Origin of the sequence: Maribellus mangrovi, assembly GCF_037646455.1 — a bacterium.
In the GTDB taxonomy this organism is placed as follows: Bacteria; Bacteroidota; Bacteroidia; order Bacteroidales; family Prolixibacteraceae; genus Draconibacterium; species Draconibacterium mangrovi_A.
On the sequence record NZ_JBBIXN010000002.1, the window covers coordinates 738464 to 751799 of the forward strand.

The 13336-nt window shown below is 42.9% G+C and carries 14 protein-coding genes; 12 read left to right on the forward strand and 2 right to left on the reverse strand.

Going from position 1 to position 13336, the window contains the following annotated elements; genetic code table 11:
* Positions 1–37: 37 nt before the first annotated feature.
* The 10 genes from nhaD (at position 38) to WFY05_RS11170 (ending at position 9813) form a co-directional block, all read left to right on the forward strand.
* A complete protein-coding gene (gene nhaD / locus WFY05_RS11125) occupies positions 38–1417 on the forward strand; it encodes a sodium:proton antiporter NhaD (protein WP_340112920.1) in 1380 nt (459 codons plus the stop codon).
* A 147-nt stretch (positions 1418–1564) separates the two neighbouring features.
* On the forward strand, positions 1565–2257 hold the full coding sequence (locus tag WFY05_RS11130) for a MotA/TolQ/ExbB proton channel family protein (protein WP_340112921.1): 693 nt from the start codon (positions 1565–1567) through the stop codon (positions 2255–2257).
* A gap of 9 nt (positions 2258–2266) precedes the next feature.
* Positions 2267–2674 carry an ExbD/TolR family protein gene (locus WFY05_RS11135; RefSeq protein WP_340112922.1) on the forward strand — a complete coding sequence of 136 codons (408 nt, stop codon included), beginning with the start codon at positions 2267–2269 and terminating at the stop codon, positions 2672–2674.
* Positions 2675–2695: 21 nt separating this feature from the next.
* Positions 2696–3754: a cell envelope integrity protein TolA gene (tolA, locus tag WFY05_RS11140; protein WP_340112923.1), complete on the forward strand. Its 1059-nt coding sequence runs from the start codon at positions 2696–2698 to the stop codon at positions 3752–3754.
* Between the two features lie 136 nt (positions 3755–3890).
* Positions 3891–4814 carry a YitT family protein gene (locus WFY05_RS11145; protein ID WP_340112924.1) on the forward strand — a complete coding sequence of 308 codons (924 nt, stop codon included), beginning with the start codon at positions 3891–3893 and terminating at the stop codon, positions 4812–4814.
* An 85-nt stretch (positions 4815–4899) separates the two neighbouring features.
* Complete coding sequence (locus tag WFY05_RS11150; RefSeq protein ID WP_340112925.1) at positions 4900–6360, forward strand: sodium/proline symporter; 1461 nt, start codon at positions 4900–4902, stop codon at positions 6358–6360.
* A gap of 122 nt (positions 6361–6482) precedes the next feature.
* Positions 6483–7277, forward strand: coding sequence for an SDR family NAD(P)-dependent oxidoreductase (locus WFY05_RS11155; protein WP_340112926.1), 795 nt, complete (start codon positions 6483–6485; stop codon positions 7275–7277).
* 17 nt (positions 7278–7294) lie between these two features.
* A complete protein-coding gene (locus tag WFY05_RS11160) occupies positions 7295–8368 on the forward strand; it encodes a VOC family protein (protein WP_340112927.1) in 1074 nt (357 codons plus the stop codon).
* 6 nt (positions 8369–8374) lie between these two features.
* Positions 8375–9217 carry an N-acetylmuramoyl-L-alanine amidase-like domain-containing protein gene (locus WFY05_RS11165; RefSeq protein WP_340112928.1) on the forward strand — a complete coding sequence of 281 codons (843 nt, stop codon included), beginning with the start codon at positions 8375–8377 and terminating at the stop codon, positions 9215–9217.
* Between the two features lie 125 nt (positions 9218–9342).
* A complete protein-coding gene (locus WFY05_RS11170; protein ID WP_340112929.1) occupies positions 9343–9813 on the forward strand; it encodes a hypothetical protein in 471 nt (156 codons plus the stop codon).
* 43 nt (positions 9814–9856) lie between these two features.
* Here WFY05_RS11170 and WFY05_RS11175 read toward each other — a convergent pair whose 3' ends face one another.
* Entirely contained in the window at positions 9857–10264 is a 408-nt protein-coding gene (locus WFY05_RS11175; protein WP_340112930.1) for a hypothetical protein, read from the reverse strand.
* A gap of 95 nt (positions 10265–10359) precedes the next feature.
* Between WFY05_RS11175 and WFY05_RS11180 the strand changes: the two genes are divergently transcribed.
* Together WFY05_RS11180 and trhA are read left to right on the forward strand one after the other, a co-directional pair.
* Positions 10360–10866 (forward strand): VOC family protein, encoded by a 507-nt coding sequence (locus tag WFY05_RS11180; protein WP_340112931.1) that lies wholly within the window; start codon positions 10360–10362, stop codon positions 10864–10866.
* 181 nt (positions 10867–11047) lie between these two features.
* Positions 11048–11689, forward strand: coding sequence for a PAQR family membrane homeostasis protein TrhA (gene trhA / locus WFY05_RS11185; protein ID WP_340112933.1), 642 nt, complete (start codon positions 11048–11050; stop codon positions 11687–11689).
* A gap of 49 nt (positions 11690–11738) precedes the next feature.
* On the opposite strand, the gene rhaB is transcribed toward trhA, so the two are convergent.
* On the reverse strand, positions 11739–13208 hold the full coding sequence (rhaB, locus tag WFY05_RS11190) for a rhamnulokinase (RefSeq protein ID WP_340112934.1): 1470 nt from the start codon (positions 13206–13208) through the stop codon (positions 11739–11741).
* Between the last annotated feature and the right edge of the window lie 128 nt (positions 13209–13336).

Below are 13336 nucleotides of genomic sequence, written 5' to 3' on the forward strand. Positions count from 1 at the left end.
CACTTAATTTAAAACTAAAACCTTAACGTCTTCAGTTATGTTTATATTAATGGTTGTGATTTTTGTTCTGGGGTATACTGCTATTGCTCTCGAACATCCTCTGAAGGTAGACAAAGCTGCTTCTGCCTTAATTATCGGAACATTAACATGGGTAGTTTACATTCTTGGTGCCGAATCGATTTTGCATTTGGGATTCAGCCCGTCGTGGTCCAATTTCCTCGCCAGTCATCCCGATTCGCATGGCTTGCACGCAGTTCATGAGTTTATTGTAGAAAGTGAGATCATTCACCATCTCGGGGAAATTGCGGAAATCCTGTTTTTCCTGTTGGGCGCCATGACTATTGTTGAAGTTGTGGATCAGCATGAAGGATTTAAGATCATTACCGACAAAATAAAAACCACCAACAAAGTTAAATTACTCTGGATATTAAGCTTCCTAACCTTTTTCATGTCGGCATTGCTTGATAACCTGACCACAACCATTGTACTGGTGGCGCTCTTACGAAAACTTATCGACGATAAGCAAACACGCTGGTTTTTTGCCAGTATGGTAGTGCTTGCTGCCAACGCCGGTGGTGCCTGGTCGCCAATTGGCGATGTAACCACCATTATGCTGTGGATTGGAGGACAAGTAACAACACTCAGAATTATTGAAGGCGTCATCCTGCCAAGTCTTGTTTGTATGATTGTTCCTCTGGGAATTCTTTCGTTCACCATGAAAGGCAATGTAACGCGTCCGGCACTGGAGGATGACGATATTGAATACACCACTAAAACCGAACAAATATTGTTTCTTGTGCTCGGTGTAGCAGGTCTCCTGTTTGTTCCGGTATTCAAAACAGTAACGCACCTTCCTCCTTATATGGGCATGTTGCTTTCTCTGGGTCTTTTGTGGGTAGTTGGTGAACTGATTCACAAAGACAAACCGCATGAGATACGCGAAAAGTTGAAAGTAACAGCTGTGCTGCGTCGTGTTGATGTACCGACCGTGCTGTTTTTCCTCGGAATTCTTTCTGCAGTTGCCGCATTGCAATCGGCCGGCCACCTGAGTTTACTGTCGCAATACCTCGATGAGAAACTCGGAAACATCTTCCTGATCGATCTGGCTATCGGTGTACTTTCGTCGATCGTTGATAATGTACCGCTTGTTGCAGGTGCCATGGGTATGTATCCGATTACGGATGCAGCAGCCACAGGATACAACGCCTACTTTATGGTTGACGGTGCCTTCTGGGAATTCCTGGCGTACACAGCCGGTACGGGAGGTAGTATGCTGATTATTGGATCGGCTGCCGGTGTTGCCGCTATGGGCCTCGAAAAAATCGATTTTATCTGGTACCTGAAAAAAATTACCTGGCTGGCTGTAATCGGTTACCTGGCCGGAGCAGGCGTTTACTATCTGATGTTCGGATTGTAACAATTAAATAAGGATTGTTCATAACTAAAGGAACACAGTACATCAGACAAAAAAAAGCACTAAAAATATTCCTTACTTTAGCGGGGTATAATATTTGATATTATACCTCGTTTTTATTTCATAATTGTAGAACAATATTAAGAGAACATGTTAAACTTATTGATGATCCAGGCAGATCTTTCACAGGAAATGGAAGCACTGGCAAACGAACCGGAAGGAATCTCCACAAAATTTATCGATTTGGCACTAAAAGGAGGCTGGATCATGGTCCCCATTATTTTACTATCCTTTGTGGCCGTTTACATCTTCTTCGACCGTTATTTTGCCATAAAAAAGGCCGGAAAATTTGATTCGGGCTTGCTCGAAAAAGTTAAAGTGTATATTACTTCCAATAAAATTGATGCCGCAATTGCCTTGTGTCGCAGTAATCCAAATCCGGCATCGCGCATGCTCGAAAAAGGGATCAGCCGCATTGGCAGACCACTCACCGATGTAAATGCCGCCATCGAAAACGTAGGAAACCTCGAAATTCAAAAACTGGAAAAAGGACTTCCCGTTCTGGCATCGGTTGCCGGGGGAGCTCCAATGATAGGGTTCCTCGGAACAGTAATGGGAATGATACAGGCTTTTTACGACATGTCGAATGCTGGGAATAACATCGATGTCACCTTGCTTTCAACCGGTATATACCAGGCCATGGTTACCACAGTAGCCGGATTGATCGTAGGTATTATCGCCTATTTTGCTTACAATATTCTGGTATCGAATGTTGAAAAAGTAGTATTTAAAATGGAAGCCACCACTTCCGATTTTATGGACTTGTTGAACGAACCGGCTTAATACCACATTATGGCATTGAGAAAACGAAATAAAATTAATGCAGCTTTTAGCATGTCGTCGATGACCGACATTGTTTTTCTGCTGCTTATCTTCTTCATGGTCACATCAACGTTGATTGCGCCTAACGCACTCAAGTTGCTGCTGCCACAAAGTAATAATCAAACAGCTGCCAAACCCATTACTACCATTTCAATCACTAAAGATTTGAAATACTACATCAACGATGATGGTAGTTTGAAACGCGTTTCGTTCCCCGAGATCGAACCGTTTCTGCAAGGAAAATACGGTGTTGGAAACGACGATATTTATATTTCGCTGCACGCCGATAAATCGGTGGATTGGGAAGAAGTTGTAAAAATAATGAACATCTGCCGCCGAAATAAGTATAAAATGATAGCGGCCACGGCACCGGAATAATAGTTGCGCCACGATTATTTTATGAAGGAAACAGAATACTATAGCGAAAAAAAGAAGGGGCTTGTCGGAACGATCATATTTCACGTGATCGTGCTGATATTATTGCTGATCTTTGGCTTTTTTACTCCTCTGCCGCTTCCAGGAGAAGAAGGTATTCTGGTTAATTTTGGCGACTCTGAAACAGGTTTAGGCGAGCGTGAACCCGCACCGGCCCGTCGTCAGCAAAGGCAAACTCCGCCACCTCCTCAAAATCAGGAACAAACTACACCACTTCCGCCAACACAAACAACTCCCCCTCCAGCACAACAATCTCAACCCGAGCCGGCCAAAGAAGTGGCTATGACCCAGGATTACGAAGAAACAGCTGCCATCGATGCTGCCGAAGAAAAAAAGCGCCTCGAAGAAGAACGCAAAAAACAGGAGCAACTTGATGAGCAACGTAGGAAAGAGCAGGAAGCACTAAAGAAAAAGCAGGCTGAAGATGCTGCTGCAAAGGCAAAAGCTGAAGCAGAGGCAAAAGCGAGGGCTGAAGCGGAGACAAAAGCCAAGGCAGAAGCGGAACGAAAAGCACGAGAAGAAGCCGAGCGTAAACAACGTGAGGAAGAGCAACGAAAAATAAACGAGATAAATTCGCGCACCTCCAATGCTTTTGCCAATAGTGGTGACGGAAGTGGCGGCACGGGAACAGGTGAAGGAAAAAGCCAGGGAGTTACTTTTCAGGGCGGAAACCAGGGCGTTCCCACCGGCGATAAAAATGCCAATAACTACGGACCGGGTGGCAGCGGCAGCGGCAACCAGGGATCTGGTCCTTCATTCAGTTTATCTGGCCGATCCACAGCAGGAAACTGGCCAAAACCCAAATATCCGGGTGACGATGCCGGTACTGTTGTAGTAAGAATTACTGTAGATAGAAATGGAAATGTTACTTCAGCTGATGCTGGTGCTCCAGGAACAAGTATTGCGGATGAACGATTCCATAAAGCAGCTGAAGAAGCAGCATTAAAAGCCAAATTTAATGTCGATAACAATGCACCTGCGTTTCAAAGTGGAACCATCACCTACCGCTTTGTGCTCGACTAGTTTTTTTGGGGTACATCCGGCAATTCATATCTAATCTTTTAAAACATAATCTCTTCTGATTTATTCCGTAAATCGCTGATAACAATCACGTTTTTATTCCAACAATTTTCGGTTTTTTGCCGAAAATTCTAACGATATGGCATTCTTAACCAGAGACAGGATTTTCAGTAGGAAATGGCTGATAGATTATGTTTTCATCGTCACCGGATCATTCATTCTGGCGGCTTCATTTGTGTTTTTTATAACGCCGCATAAAATTGTTCCGGGCGGTGTTTACGGTATCTCCATCGTTGTACACTACCTCAGCAAAGGAGTATTCTCGTTTTGGCCCGATGGCATTCCGATCGGTCTTTTTGCGCTTCTGCTGGATATTCCACTGATCATTGCCGGAATCAAGATTCTGGGGCCCCGGTTTGGCGTGAAAACAATCACAGGATCGGTACTTACTGCAGTTTTTACTGACCTGCTGACCTGGGCACGTCAGGTACCTGCCGACGTACCTCTTGTAGAGGACGTGTTGCTCTCGTGTGTTTTTGCCGGAGCTCTTGCAGGATTTGGTCTGGGTTTGATCTTTAAATCGCGAGCAACTTCCGGCGGTTCGGATATCATCGCCATGATCATCGGAAAATATACGCACATGCAGATCGGTCGGCTGATCATTTACGTCGATTCCGTTATCGTTCTTTTTGGATTGCTGGCTTTCGGCGACTGGGCCATTCCACTGTACTCGTGGGTTGTTATTTACATCATTGGAAAAGTAATTGATATTACGCTCGAAGGAGCCGATTACAACAAAGCACTGTTTATCATTTCGAAAAAGCACGCCCTGATACGCGATAAAATTATTGGCGATCTCGATCGTGGAGGTACTTACCTTGCCGGTAAAGGAATGTTCACCAACGACGACAAGGAAATCATCTTTTCGGTAGTAAGCAGACGCGAAGTTGCGGTGTTGAAAGAGTACATACGAAACATCGATCCCGACGCTTTTATTACGGTAATGGACACTAAAGAAATTTTAGGCGAAGGTTTTCAAAGCCTTAATACCAAAAACGACTAGCATAGATTTGCTTGCCAATTCTTGAATTGCTGCTAAACAGAATCTTTCTATCTTTAATGAATTTCAACTAAAGCAGCACAAATTTATGATCCTTGTTTTTATTGCCTACATTGTCATTCTCATAGGAATTGTAAGCTACTCCGCACGTCGTTCAAAGACCAACAACGATTTTGTAATTGGCGGGAAAAAAATCTCCGGTTTTTCACTCGCTTTGTCCGAACGTGCCACAGGCGAATCGGCCTGGCTGCTTTTGGGACTGACCGGGCATGCCTACGCCGAAGGAATGGCGGCAATTTGGGTTGCATTAGGCTGTGTGAGCGGGATCCTCTTTCTTTGGATATTTATGGCCGAGCCGCTGCAAAGACTCACTGAAAAAACAGGTGCACTAACAGTACCGGGTTTATTTTCGGCAAAATTCAGAGGCACACAGCGAAGTTTCGGTATTCTGTCGTCGTTCATCATTATTTTCTTTTTTGTATTGTACATCGCGGCCCAGTTCAGTGGTGCCGGTAAAATTTTCAACGATACGTTTAAAATCGATCCGTTTTGGGGCATGGTGATTGGTTCGTCGCTGGTAACACTGTACACCATGCTCGGTGGTTTTATCACTGTGGTTGCCACCGATGCCTTTCAGGCCGTACTCATGGTTGTAACCTGTGTTGTACTTCCCATAGTTGCCCTGGGCATTGCGGCTACCCACAACATCAATATTGCTGAAGCCATAACACATGCCAGTTATTTGGTCCCTCTGAATATTGATACGGCAAAACAGGCCACCGGAGGTTTGCTTATTCTGAACGGATTAAGCTGGGCATTTGGTTACACCGGTCAACCACAATTGCTGACCCGAATGATGGCCATGCGCAACAAAAAAGAAACTCAGCAAAGTCGCTGGCTGGCCATCATCTGGACCCTACTGGCATATATTGGGGCATTTTTGATTGGAGTTGTAGGTTACAAACTGGTCCAGGCTGGCCTGTTAGGAGAAGCAGCTTCGAGTGTGGCGCAGGATTCAGAAGAGATATTGCCACTTATGGTCATGACTTTGTTAAATCCGATTTTGGCAGGAATACTGCTATCTGGTGCAGTTTCAGCAATGATGTCAACAGCTTCGTCACAATTGATGGTTGTATCTTCGTCAATGACTGAAGACTTTTACCTCCATGTTACAACGCACAAAATCGAGGAGCGGAGAATGTTGTTTTTGAATAAAATCCTGACCCTCGCAGTTGGTGTTATCGGTTTTATACTGGCAATAACCATGGAAGACACAGTGTATGGACTGGTATCCTACGCCTGGAGCGGAATTGGAGCTTCATTCGGACCCGCAATTATTTTGCTTCTGTTCTGGAAGAAATTGTCACGAACCGGGATTTTTGCCATCCTGATTACAGGAACCATCTCGGCCGTAGTATGGAAAACCTGGCTGGTGGATATCACAGGAGTTTCCGAACGATTGGCAAGTTATCTGCTGGCGTTTGCAATGGGTATTGTTTTTAGCCTTGTCTTTCCTGAACGGTCAAACGATACTGCAAGTACGAAGTAAGGCATCAGCCTATAACTGAGGTCACAATAGCAAAACAATTGTGCAAATTTTTAAGAATTTTAAAGGCTTGAATTCTTCTGTGCCTAAATATTCTATTATCTTCGTGAATTCTGGAAAAAACGATGCTTTTTAAGGGAAAAACCATATGGGTAACAGGGGCAACTTCGGGCATTGGAAAAGCAATGGCCATCGAACTTTCGGAGGAAGCCGGACACCTGATTTTATCGGGTAGAAACGAAGAAGCGCTCAATGAAGTAAAAGCGACCTGTGAAGCCAAGAATTGCGAGGTGACCACTGTTCCATTCGACCTTGGTAACGAAAAATCTGTGGAAGCCGCCTACCAAACGGTAATAGCTAAAAATCTTCGAATTGATGCCTTGTACAGTTTGGGAGGGATCAGCCAAAGATCGCTGGTAAGTGAAACCCCAATGTTTGTAGATCGTAAATTATTCGAGGTAAATTACTTTGGTACCATCGCTTTGACCAAACTGGTTTTACCCGATATGATTAAAAATGGTGGTGGACAACTGGCTGCAACTTCCAGCCTGGTTGGAAAATTTGGATTTCCGTACCGTTCATCGTATTCGGCATCGAAACACGCCTTGCATGGTTTTTTCGAGAGTTTGCTGGCCGAAAACAAATCAAACAACATTAAGGTTTCGATGATCATTCCCGGATTTATAAATACCAACATTTCGGTAAATGCCGTTAATAAAGAAGGGAAAGCCCACGGAAAGCTAGATGATAACCAGGCAAAAGGAATGCCAGCTGACGTTTGTGCCCGTAAAATTTGTAATGGGCTAAAAAAAGAGAAAAAAGAGATTTTGGTTGGGAAAAAAGATAAAATAATGGTACATATCCGCAGGTTTATTCCTGCCTTGTACTACTACCTCGCTTCACGTGTTAAACCTATGTAATTCAACAAGAAAAAGGTATGAAAGAGGAAATTAACGGAATACAACAATTGGGAGTTGGAGTGGAAAATGTTCACGAAGCCTGGAAATGGTATCGTCAACATTTTTCGATGGACATCAGGATGTTCGAAGAAGAAGCTACCGCCGAATTAATGTTGGCACATACCGACGGTAAACCACGAAAACGTCATGCCGTTTTGGCACTGAATATGCAGGGTGGCGGCGGATTCGAGATCTGGCAACACACCGGGAAAAAACCAGTTCCCTGCCCTTTCGAGATTCAGCTTGGTGATCTTGGTATTACCATTGGAAAAATAAAAACCAAAAACGTAAAAAAAGCCTACAATACGTTCAAGGCTTCCGGGCTAAATATTCTTACACCCGTAACAAAAGATCCGGCAGGCAACGATCATTTCTACCTGAAAGATATTTACGGGAACATGTGGGAAGTTAAAAACCAGAAAAGCGTATTCCGTAAAAAGGAAAAATCGGTTAGTGGGGGAATTCTCGGCGCTTTGATCGGAGTAAAAAACATGGAAGAAAGCCTGCCCGTTTACCAGGAAATATTGCAATACGACCAGATTGTTTACGATAAAACGGGAGTTTTTGAAGACCTGAAAGGACTGCCCGGAGGCGATCGAAAATTCCGACGTATCTTACTAAAACATTCCGATGTAAAAAGTGGTGCATTCAGTCCGTTTTTTGGCCAGTCGGTTATCGAACTTATTGAAGCTATCGATTACGAAGGCCGCGATATTTATGAAGGTCGTATCTGGGGAGATCCCGGTTTTATTCACCTTTGTTTCGACATCAACGGTATGGATGCTTTTCGCGAACGAGCAAAAAATGTGGGCCATCCGTTTACGGTTGACAGCGCTAAAGCCATGGAAACCTTCGACATGGGCGAAGCAGCCGGAAATTTTGCCTATATCCAGGCACCGGAAGGCACACTTATAGAGTTTGTGGAGACGCACCGGATCCCGATACTTAAGAAAATTGGCTGGTACATGGACCTCAAAAAACGAGGACACCGACCGCTGCCCAACTACATCATGAAACTATTTCGATTTATGCGTGTAAAGGATAAAAACTGATAACAAATGAAAATCCGATTACTCCTTCTTTTCCTGATTGTATGGGCTAATTTGTCATTGGCCCAAAACAAGGTCGTTTTCCAGGAAGAAGACGCGGCGATCTTATCCGAAATATTTGAAAAGCTGCAACTGGAATCCGATAAATCGACAGCAGAACTCGTTGTTCTTGCCGGAGAATCGTTGTTGGGGACACCTTATGTCGCACATACCCTTGAATCAGAAAAAGAACAGTTAATTGTCAATCTTCGCGGAATGGATTGCACCACATACGCTGAAAACTGCCTGGCTATTGCACGCTGTGTAAAGAATGGAAATACTTCATTTTTTGCTTTTGCAGGGGAACTTCAAAAAATCAGGTACCGCTTTGGCGTCATCGATAATTATCCATCGAGGCTTCATTACTTTAGCGATTGGATTTTTGAGAATGAACAACAAGGATTTGTTAAACAATACTCAAAACAAATTACCAACACAGTTTATCCGCTCCGTGTTGATTTTATGAGTACTCACCCCGACAGTTATCCGCAACTTAAATCAAACAAGGATTTTGTGGATGCATTGGCTAAAAAAGAGAAAGAAATCAGCAAGCGAAAAATGTTCTATATTCCTGAGGATCAGATTTCCGGTCATGAAACCCAGCTCAAAGCGGGCGATATTGTTGGGATAACGACCTCGATTGCCGGACTGGATATGTCGCATGTTGGAATTCTGGTGCGTATAAATGGTCGGATTCATCTGATGCATGCTTCATCTTCCGCCAAAAAAGTGGTAATTTCCAAGAATACACTTGAAGATTATCTAAGAGCCGGAAAAAGCACAACAGGCATTGCTGTAGTACGACCACTCTAACATTTGAAACACTTTTTATACCCCCGATAAACAAACCTTTTTCAAAGATTAATACTATTTGACTGAACATATTGTTCGTAATTTTGTAACTTGAAAACAAATAATCCACACGTAAATTAAAAATTATGAAAAGCACAATTAAAAAAGTCTTGCTGGTTGCAGCAATTGTTATGGGAAGTATCGTCGCTTCAAATGCCCAAGAACTTGGTGTTCGCTTTGGTGATGTTTCGGGAGGAAATGTAGCTATAGATGGAATTTTTAGCACCGGGCAATTTAGTAGAATCCATGCTGATGTGTCATTCGGTAACGGTTTCGGCGTTGATATGTTATGGGATTTTCTGTACAGACCTCTTGGCGGTGAAGCTTTTAATTGGTATATGGGTGTTGGACCTTATCTTGGAGTATATGATAATGGTAAAGATAATGACACCAACTTTAACTTTGGAGCTGCTTTTGAGATAGGTCTTGAATACAGATTTAACAGTATCCCTATGGCATTAGGCATTGACTACCGCCCTTTGTTGGAAGTTGTTGATAATACCAGTTTTCATGCCGGAGGTTTTGGATTTAACATCAGGTATGTATTCGGACAGTAAAAATTTTTTGAATGATATATAAAGCGCCTTTTCGGCGCTTTTTCTATGCCATCAATTCGTTGTCATTGAAGCGATCGGTGGCATCTTTCATTTTAAAATAACGACGCAATAACACTTTTTTAAGGTCTCTGGCAATTACCTGGTGTGCAATCACTTCAATGTGGGTATACTGCGGCAATTCGGCCTGGGCTTTTGCCATTTCCCGTTCGGTAATATCCACCTGATAAAGCACGGACAATAAAAGATCGTAATTCGTTTCAATTAAGCGGCTAATTTGGTCAACCAACTGATGGTGAAGTTCCCCGTAGGCCTGGTGTACATCTCCCGAAAATGAAATTTCAACACCAAACATCCCAAAATCTTTCATGATCTGTTCAGCGGTTTGCCGAACAATTTCCGCTTTATTTAAAAGGGCTTCAACATTGCTGTTACTTACCTGTGGAAAATCCATGATGCTACATTTTGCTTAAAGATACAACTTACCTCAATTCTTATCCGCTAAAATTGTAACTTTACTTCCACCAATAATCAATTAAACCACACCTTATGAAAAAATTAGCAGTTTTCGCTTTTCTGAACCTTTGGATACTCGCAAGCTTTGCCCAAAACAACTTTAGTAATCGCAGCATTGGGATTGGCGTTGTAGTTGAAAACCTGGAACGCTCCATCGACTTCTATACCAACATTATAGGAATGACTAAAACAGGAGAATTCTCGGTTGATAAGGAAACCGGTAAAGAACTCGGTTTAACCGATAAATACCAGCTCGATGTGACCATACTAAAGCTCGAAAACAGCGAACAGGCCAGCGAATGGAAGTTGATGAGCCTGGGGACAAAATCGCAGCATCCGAAACAAAAACACATGAGCGATGATACGGGGATGCAATACATTACGCTAAAAGTGAAACATATCAATCCTGTATTGGAAAGGCTTAAAAAGCATGAGGTGAAAATTTTAAGCGGCTCCCCTTCGACGATCGGTGGCAATCAAAAATTTTTGCTGGTACAGGATCCCGACGGAATATTTATTGAAATTATTGGCCCCGAATAGCCGACGATTCTAAATAACAGACACACAAATGTATTTATCGGTTGATTTACAGCCGATTCACAAAACTCTTATTTTTAATAATCATTCATTAACATTTGCCTGAATGTTATTTGGTTATTTTCGAATATCTTTGATCATTATTCGAATAATTGGCATGGATAGTATGAAAAGGCAAAATCGAATGGAAGAAGGATACCGAACTTTGAGTTTGGGTGAAGAGATTTTCAATAGTATAACTCACGGAATCGGTACTTTATTAAGCATTGCTGCACTGGTTTTATTGGTGGTTATTGCAGCCACAAAAGGCAATGCATGGCACGTGGTTAGTTTCAGCATATTTGGCAGTACAATGGTTATGTTGTATCTGGCTTCAACCTTGTATCACAGTTTTACCAAAGAAAAAATCAAGAACCTTTTCGCGCGTTTCGATCATGCTGCCATATTTCTGCTTATTGCCGGAACCTACACGCCTTATGTTCTGACAACCTTGCGTGGTGCTTTGGGCTGGACCATTTTTGGGATTATATGGGCGCTGGCCATTGGTGGAGTTGTTATCCGTTCGATTTACCTTACGCGCTTTCGTAAATTAATGGTGGGCATTTATCTTGCTATGGGCTGGATGTTTGTTTTTGCCATTGTTCCAATGATCAAGAACCTGCCTCCTGCCAGCGTTGTCTTCCTTTTTATCGGAGGAGCCTGTTATTCAATCGGTGTTATTTTCTATGCCTGGCGAAAGCTGAAGTATGGTCATGGCATCTGGCACCTGTTTGTTTTGGCGGGAAGCATCATGCATTTCTTCTCGGTATTTTACAGCCTGAAATAACTTATTTCTGAATCCTGTCCTTTCAAAAGGATCACTTTCAAATAACAAATTAGTCGAGTTCTTTAAACCTGAGGTAGGCTGAATCCCAGTCGAGTGATGGATTGGGTTGATGTTCTATTAATTCGAACGAATTCTTTACCACCTGCCTTATTTCATCAAGCGAATCTACCGCTTTCAGGGCACGTGCCTGGATCATTAAATTCCCAATTGCCGTTGCTTCAGTTGGTCCGGCATAAACCGGGATTCCCAACGCATCGGCCGTTAACTGGTTCATCATGCTGTTATTGGCACCTCCTCCTATAATGTGAAGCTTATCTATTTTTTTGCCGATAACCGACTCAATCTGTTCGATGGTAAATTTATATTTTAGCACCAGGCTATCGTAAATACAACGTGCGATCTCGCCCTTCGTTTCCGGCACAGCCTGTCCGGTATTTCGGCAATATTTCTGAATGGCTTTGGGCATATTTCCCGGATTGAGAAATACTGAATTGTCAGGATTGATAAAGCATTTAAAATGCGGAGCATCCATGCACATGTCCACAATTTCCTGCCACTCCAGCTCCTTTTCTTCATCCCAAATGCGTTTGCATTCCTGAATCAGCCACATTCCCATAATGTTTTTCAGGAAACGGCTAGTTCCATCCACACCGCCTTCATTGGTGAAATTCATCTCGAGTGTTTCTTCCGAAACCAGTGGCACCGTACTTTCTATTCCAAGTAATGACCAGGTACCTGAACTCAGGTATGCCCAGTTGCCATCGCTTGCAGGAACCGATGCAATGGCCGATGCCGTATCGTGCGACGCCACAGCAACACATGGTATTTCTTTACTTCCTGTATCTTCCTGAATTTCGGGCAGAATGTTGCCAATTAAAGTTCCCGGCTGAACCAGTTCTTCAACGAGTCCGGGTTGAACGCCAACCGCCGAAAGTAATTTTTCTTCCCACTCGGCTTTACCCGGCTTTACCATCTGCGAAGTGCTGGCGATAGTATATTCATTCTTCTTTTCGCCAGTAAAGAGGTAGTTTAGCGTATCGGGTGTAAAAAGAAGGCTTTTGGCAATATTTAATCGCGAGTGACTTTCCTTTTTTGAAGCAAACAACTGAAACAAGGTGTTGAACTGCAAAAACTGTATACCGGTAAGCAGATAGGTATCCTTTTTAGACATAATAGTAAAGAACTCGTCCATTATTTGATCAGTCCGGTGATCGCGGTATGCAAACGGAAGTCCCACCAGTTGTCCTGATTCTGAAACCAGCGAATAGTCAACTCCCCAGGTATCAATCCCAATGGAATCTGGCTGTACACGATGCTCGAGGATACATTTTTTCAATCCTGTTTTCAGCTCTTCAAAAAGGCTGTAAATATTCCAGTAATAATTTCCGTGAATACGGATCATTTGGTTTTTAAAACGGTGAATTTCTGTCAGTTCCAGTTTCCCGTTTTCTAATGTTCCAAGAATGGCTCTACCGCTCGATGCACCCAGATCGAATGCCAGTAATTGCTTTTTGTTCATAACAGTTTTCAGGTTCCGATTTATGAATTGCAAATTAAATAAATCTGTTTGTTTCCCGTATCCTGCTGTATCTGTTTTCCGCGTTTAAAACAAAAAAAAGCAGGATCTCTCCTGCTTTGTTGCTCTAT

Bases quoted from the DNA above. Each gene is read 5' to 3' on its own strand.
- WFY05_RS11170 (WP_340112929.1), top strand. From the start codon at position 9,343: ATGAAAAGCACAATTAAAAAAGTCTTGCTGGTTGCAGCAATTGTTATG.
- WFY05_RS11175 (WP_340112930.1), bottom strand. From the start codon at position 10,264: ATGGATTTTCCACAGGTAAGTAACAGCAATGTTGAAGCCCTTTTAAAT.
- WFY05_RS11180 (WP_340112931.1), top strand. From the start codon at position 10,360: ATGAAAAAATTAGCAGTTTTCGCTTTTCTGAACCTTTGGATACTCGCA.
- nhaD (WP_340112920.1), top strand. From the start codon at position 38: ATGTTTATATTAATGGTTGTGATTTTTGTTCTGGGGTATACTGCTATT.
- rhaB (WP_340112934.1), bottom strand. From the start codon at position 13,208: ATGAACAAAAAGCAATTACTGGCATTCGATCTGGGTGCATCGAGCGGT.
- WFY05_RS11150 (WP_340112925.1), top strand. From the start codon at position 4,900: ATGATCCTTGTTTTTATTGCCTACATTGTCATTCTCATAGGAATTGTA.
- WFY05_RS11130 (WP_340112921.1), top strand. From the start codon at position 1,565: ATGTTAAACTTATTGATGATCCAGGCAGATCTTTCACAGGAAATGGAA.
- WFY05_RS11165 (WP_340112928.1), top strand. From the start codon at position 8,375: ATGAAAATCCGATTACTCCTTCTTTTCCTGATTGTATGGGCTAATTTG.
- WFY05_RS11155 (WP_340112926.1), top strand. From the start codon at position 6,483: ATGCTTTTTAAGGGAAAAACCATATGGGTAACAGGGGCAACTTCGGGC.
- WFY05_RS11160 (WP_340112927.1), top strand. From the start codon at position 7,295: ATGAAAGAGGAAATTAACGGAATACAACAATTGGGAGTTGGAGTGGAA.
- WFY05_RS11135 (WP_340112922.1), top strand. From the start codon at position 2,267: ATGGCATTGAGAAAACGAAATAAAATTAATGCAGCTTTTAGCATGTCG.
- tolA (WP_340112923.1), top strand. From the start codon at position 2,696: ATGAAGGAAACAGAATACTATAGCGAAAAAAAGAAGGGGCTTGTCGGA.
- trhA (WP_340112933.1), top strand. From the start codon at position 11,048: ATGGAAGAAGGATACCGAACTTTGAGTTTGGGTGAAGAGATTTTCAAT.
- WFY05_RS11145 (WP_340112924.1), top strand. From the start codon at position 3,891: ATGGCATTCTTAACCAGAGACAGGATTTTCAGTAGGAAATGGCTGATA.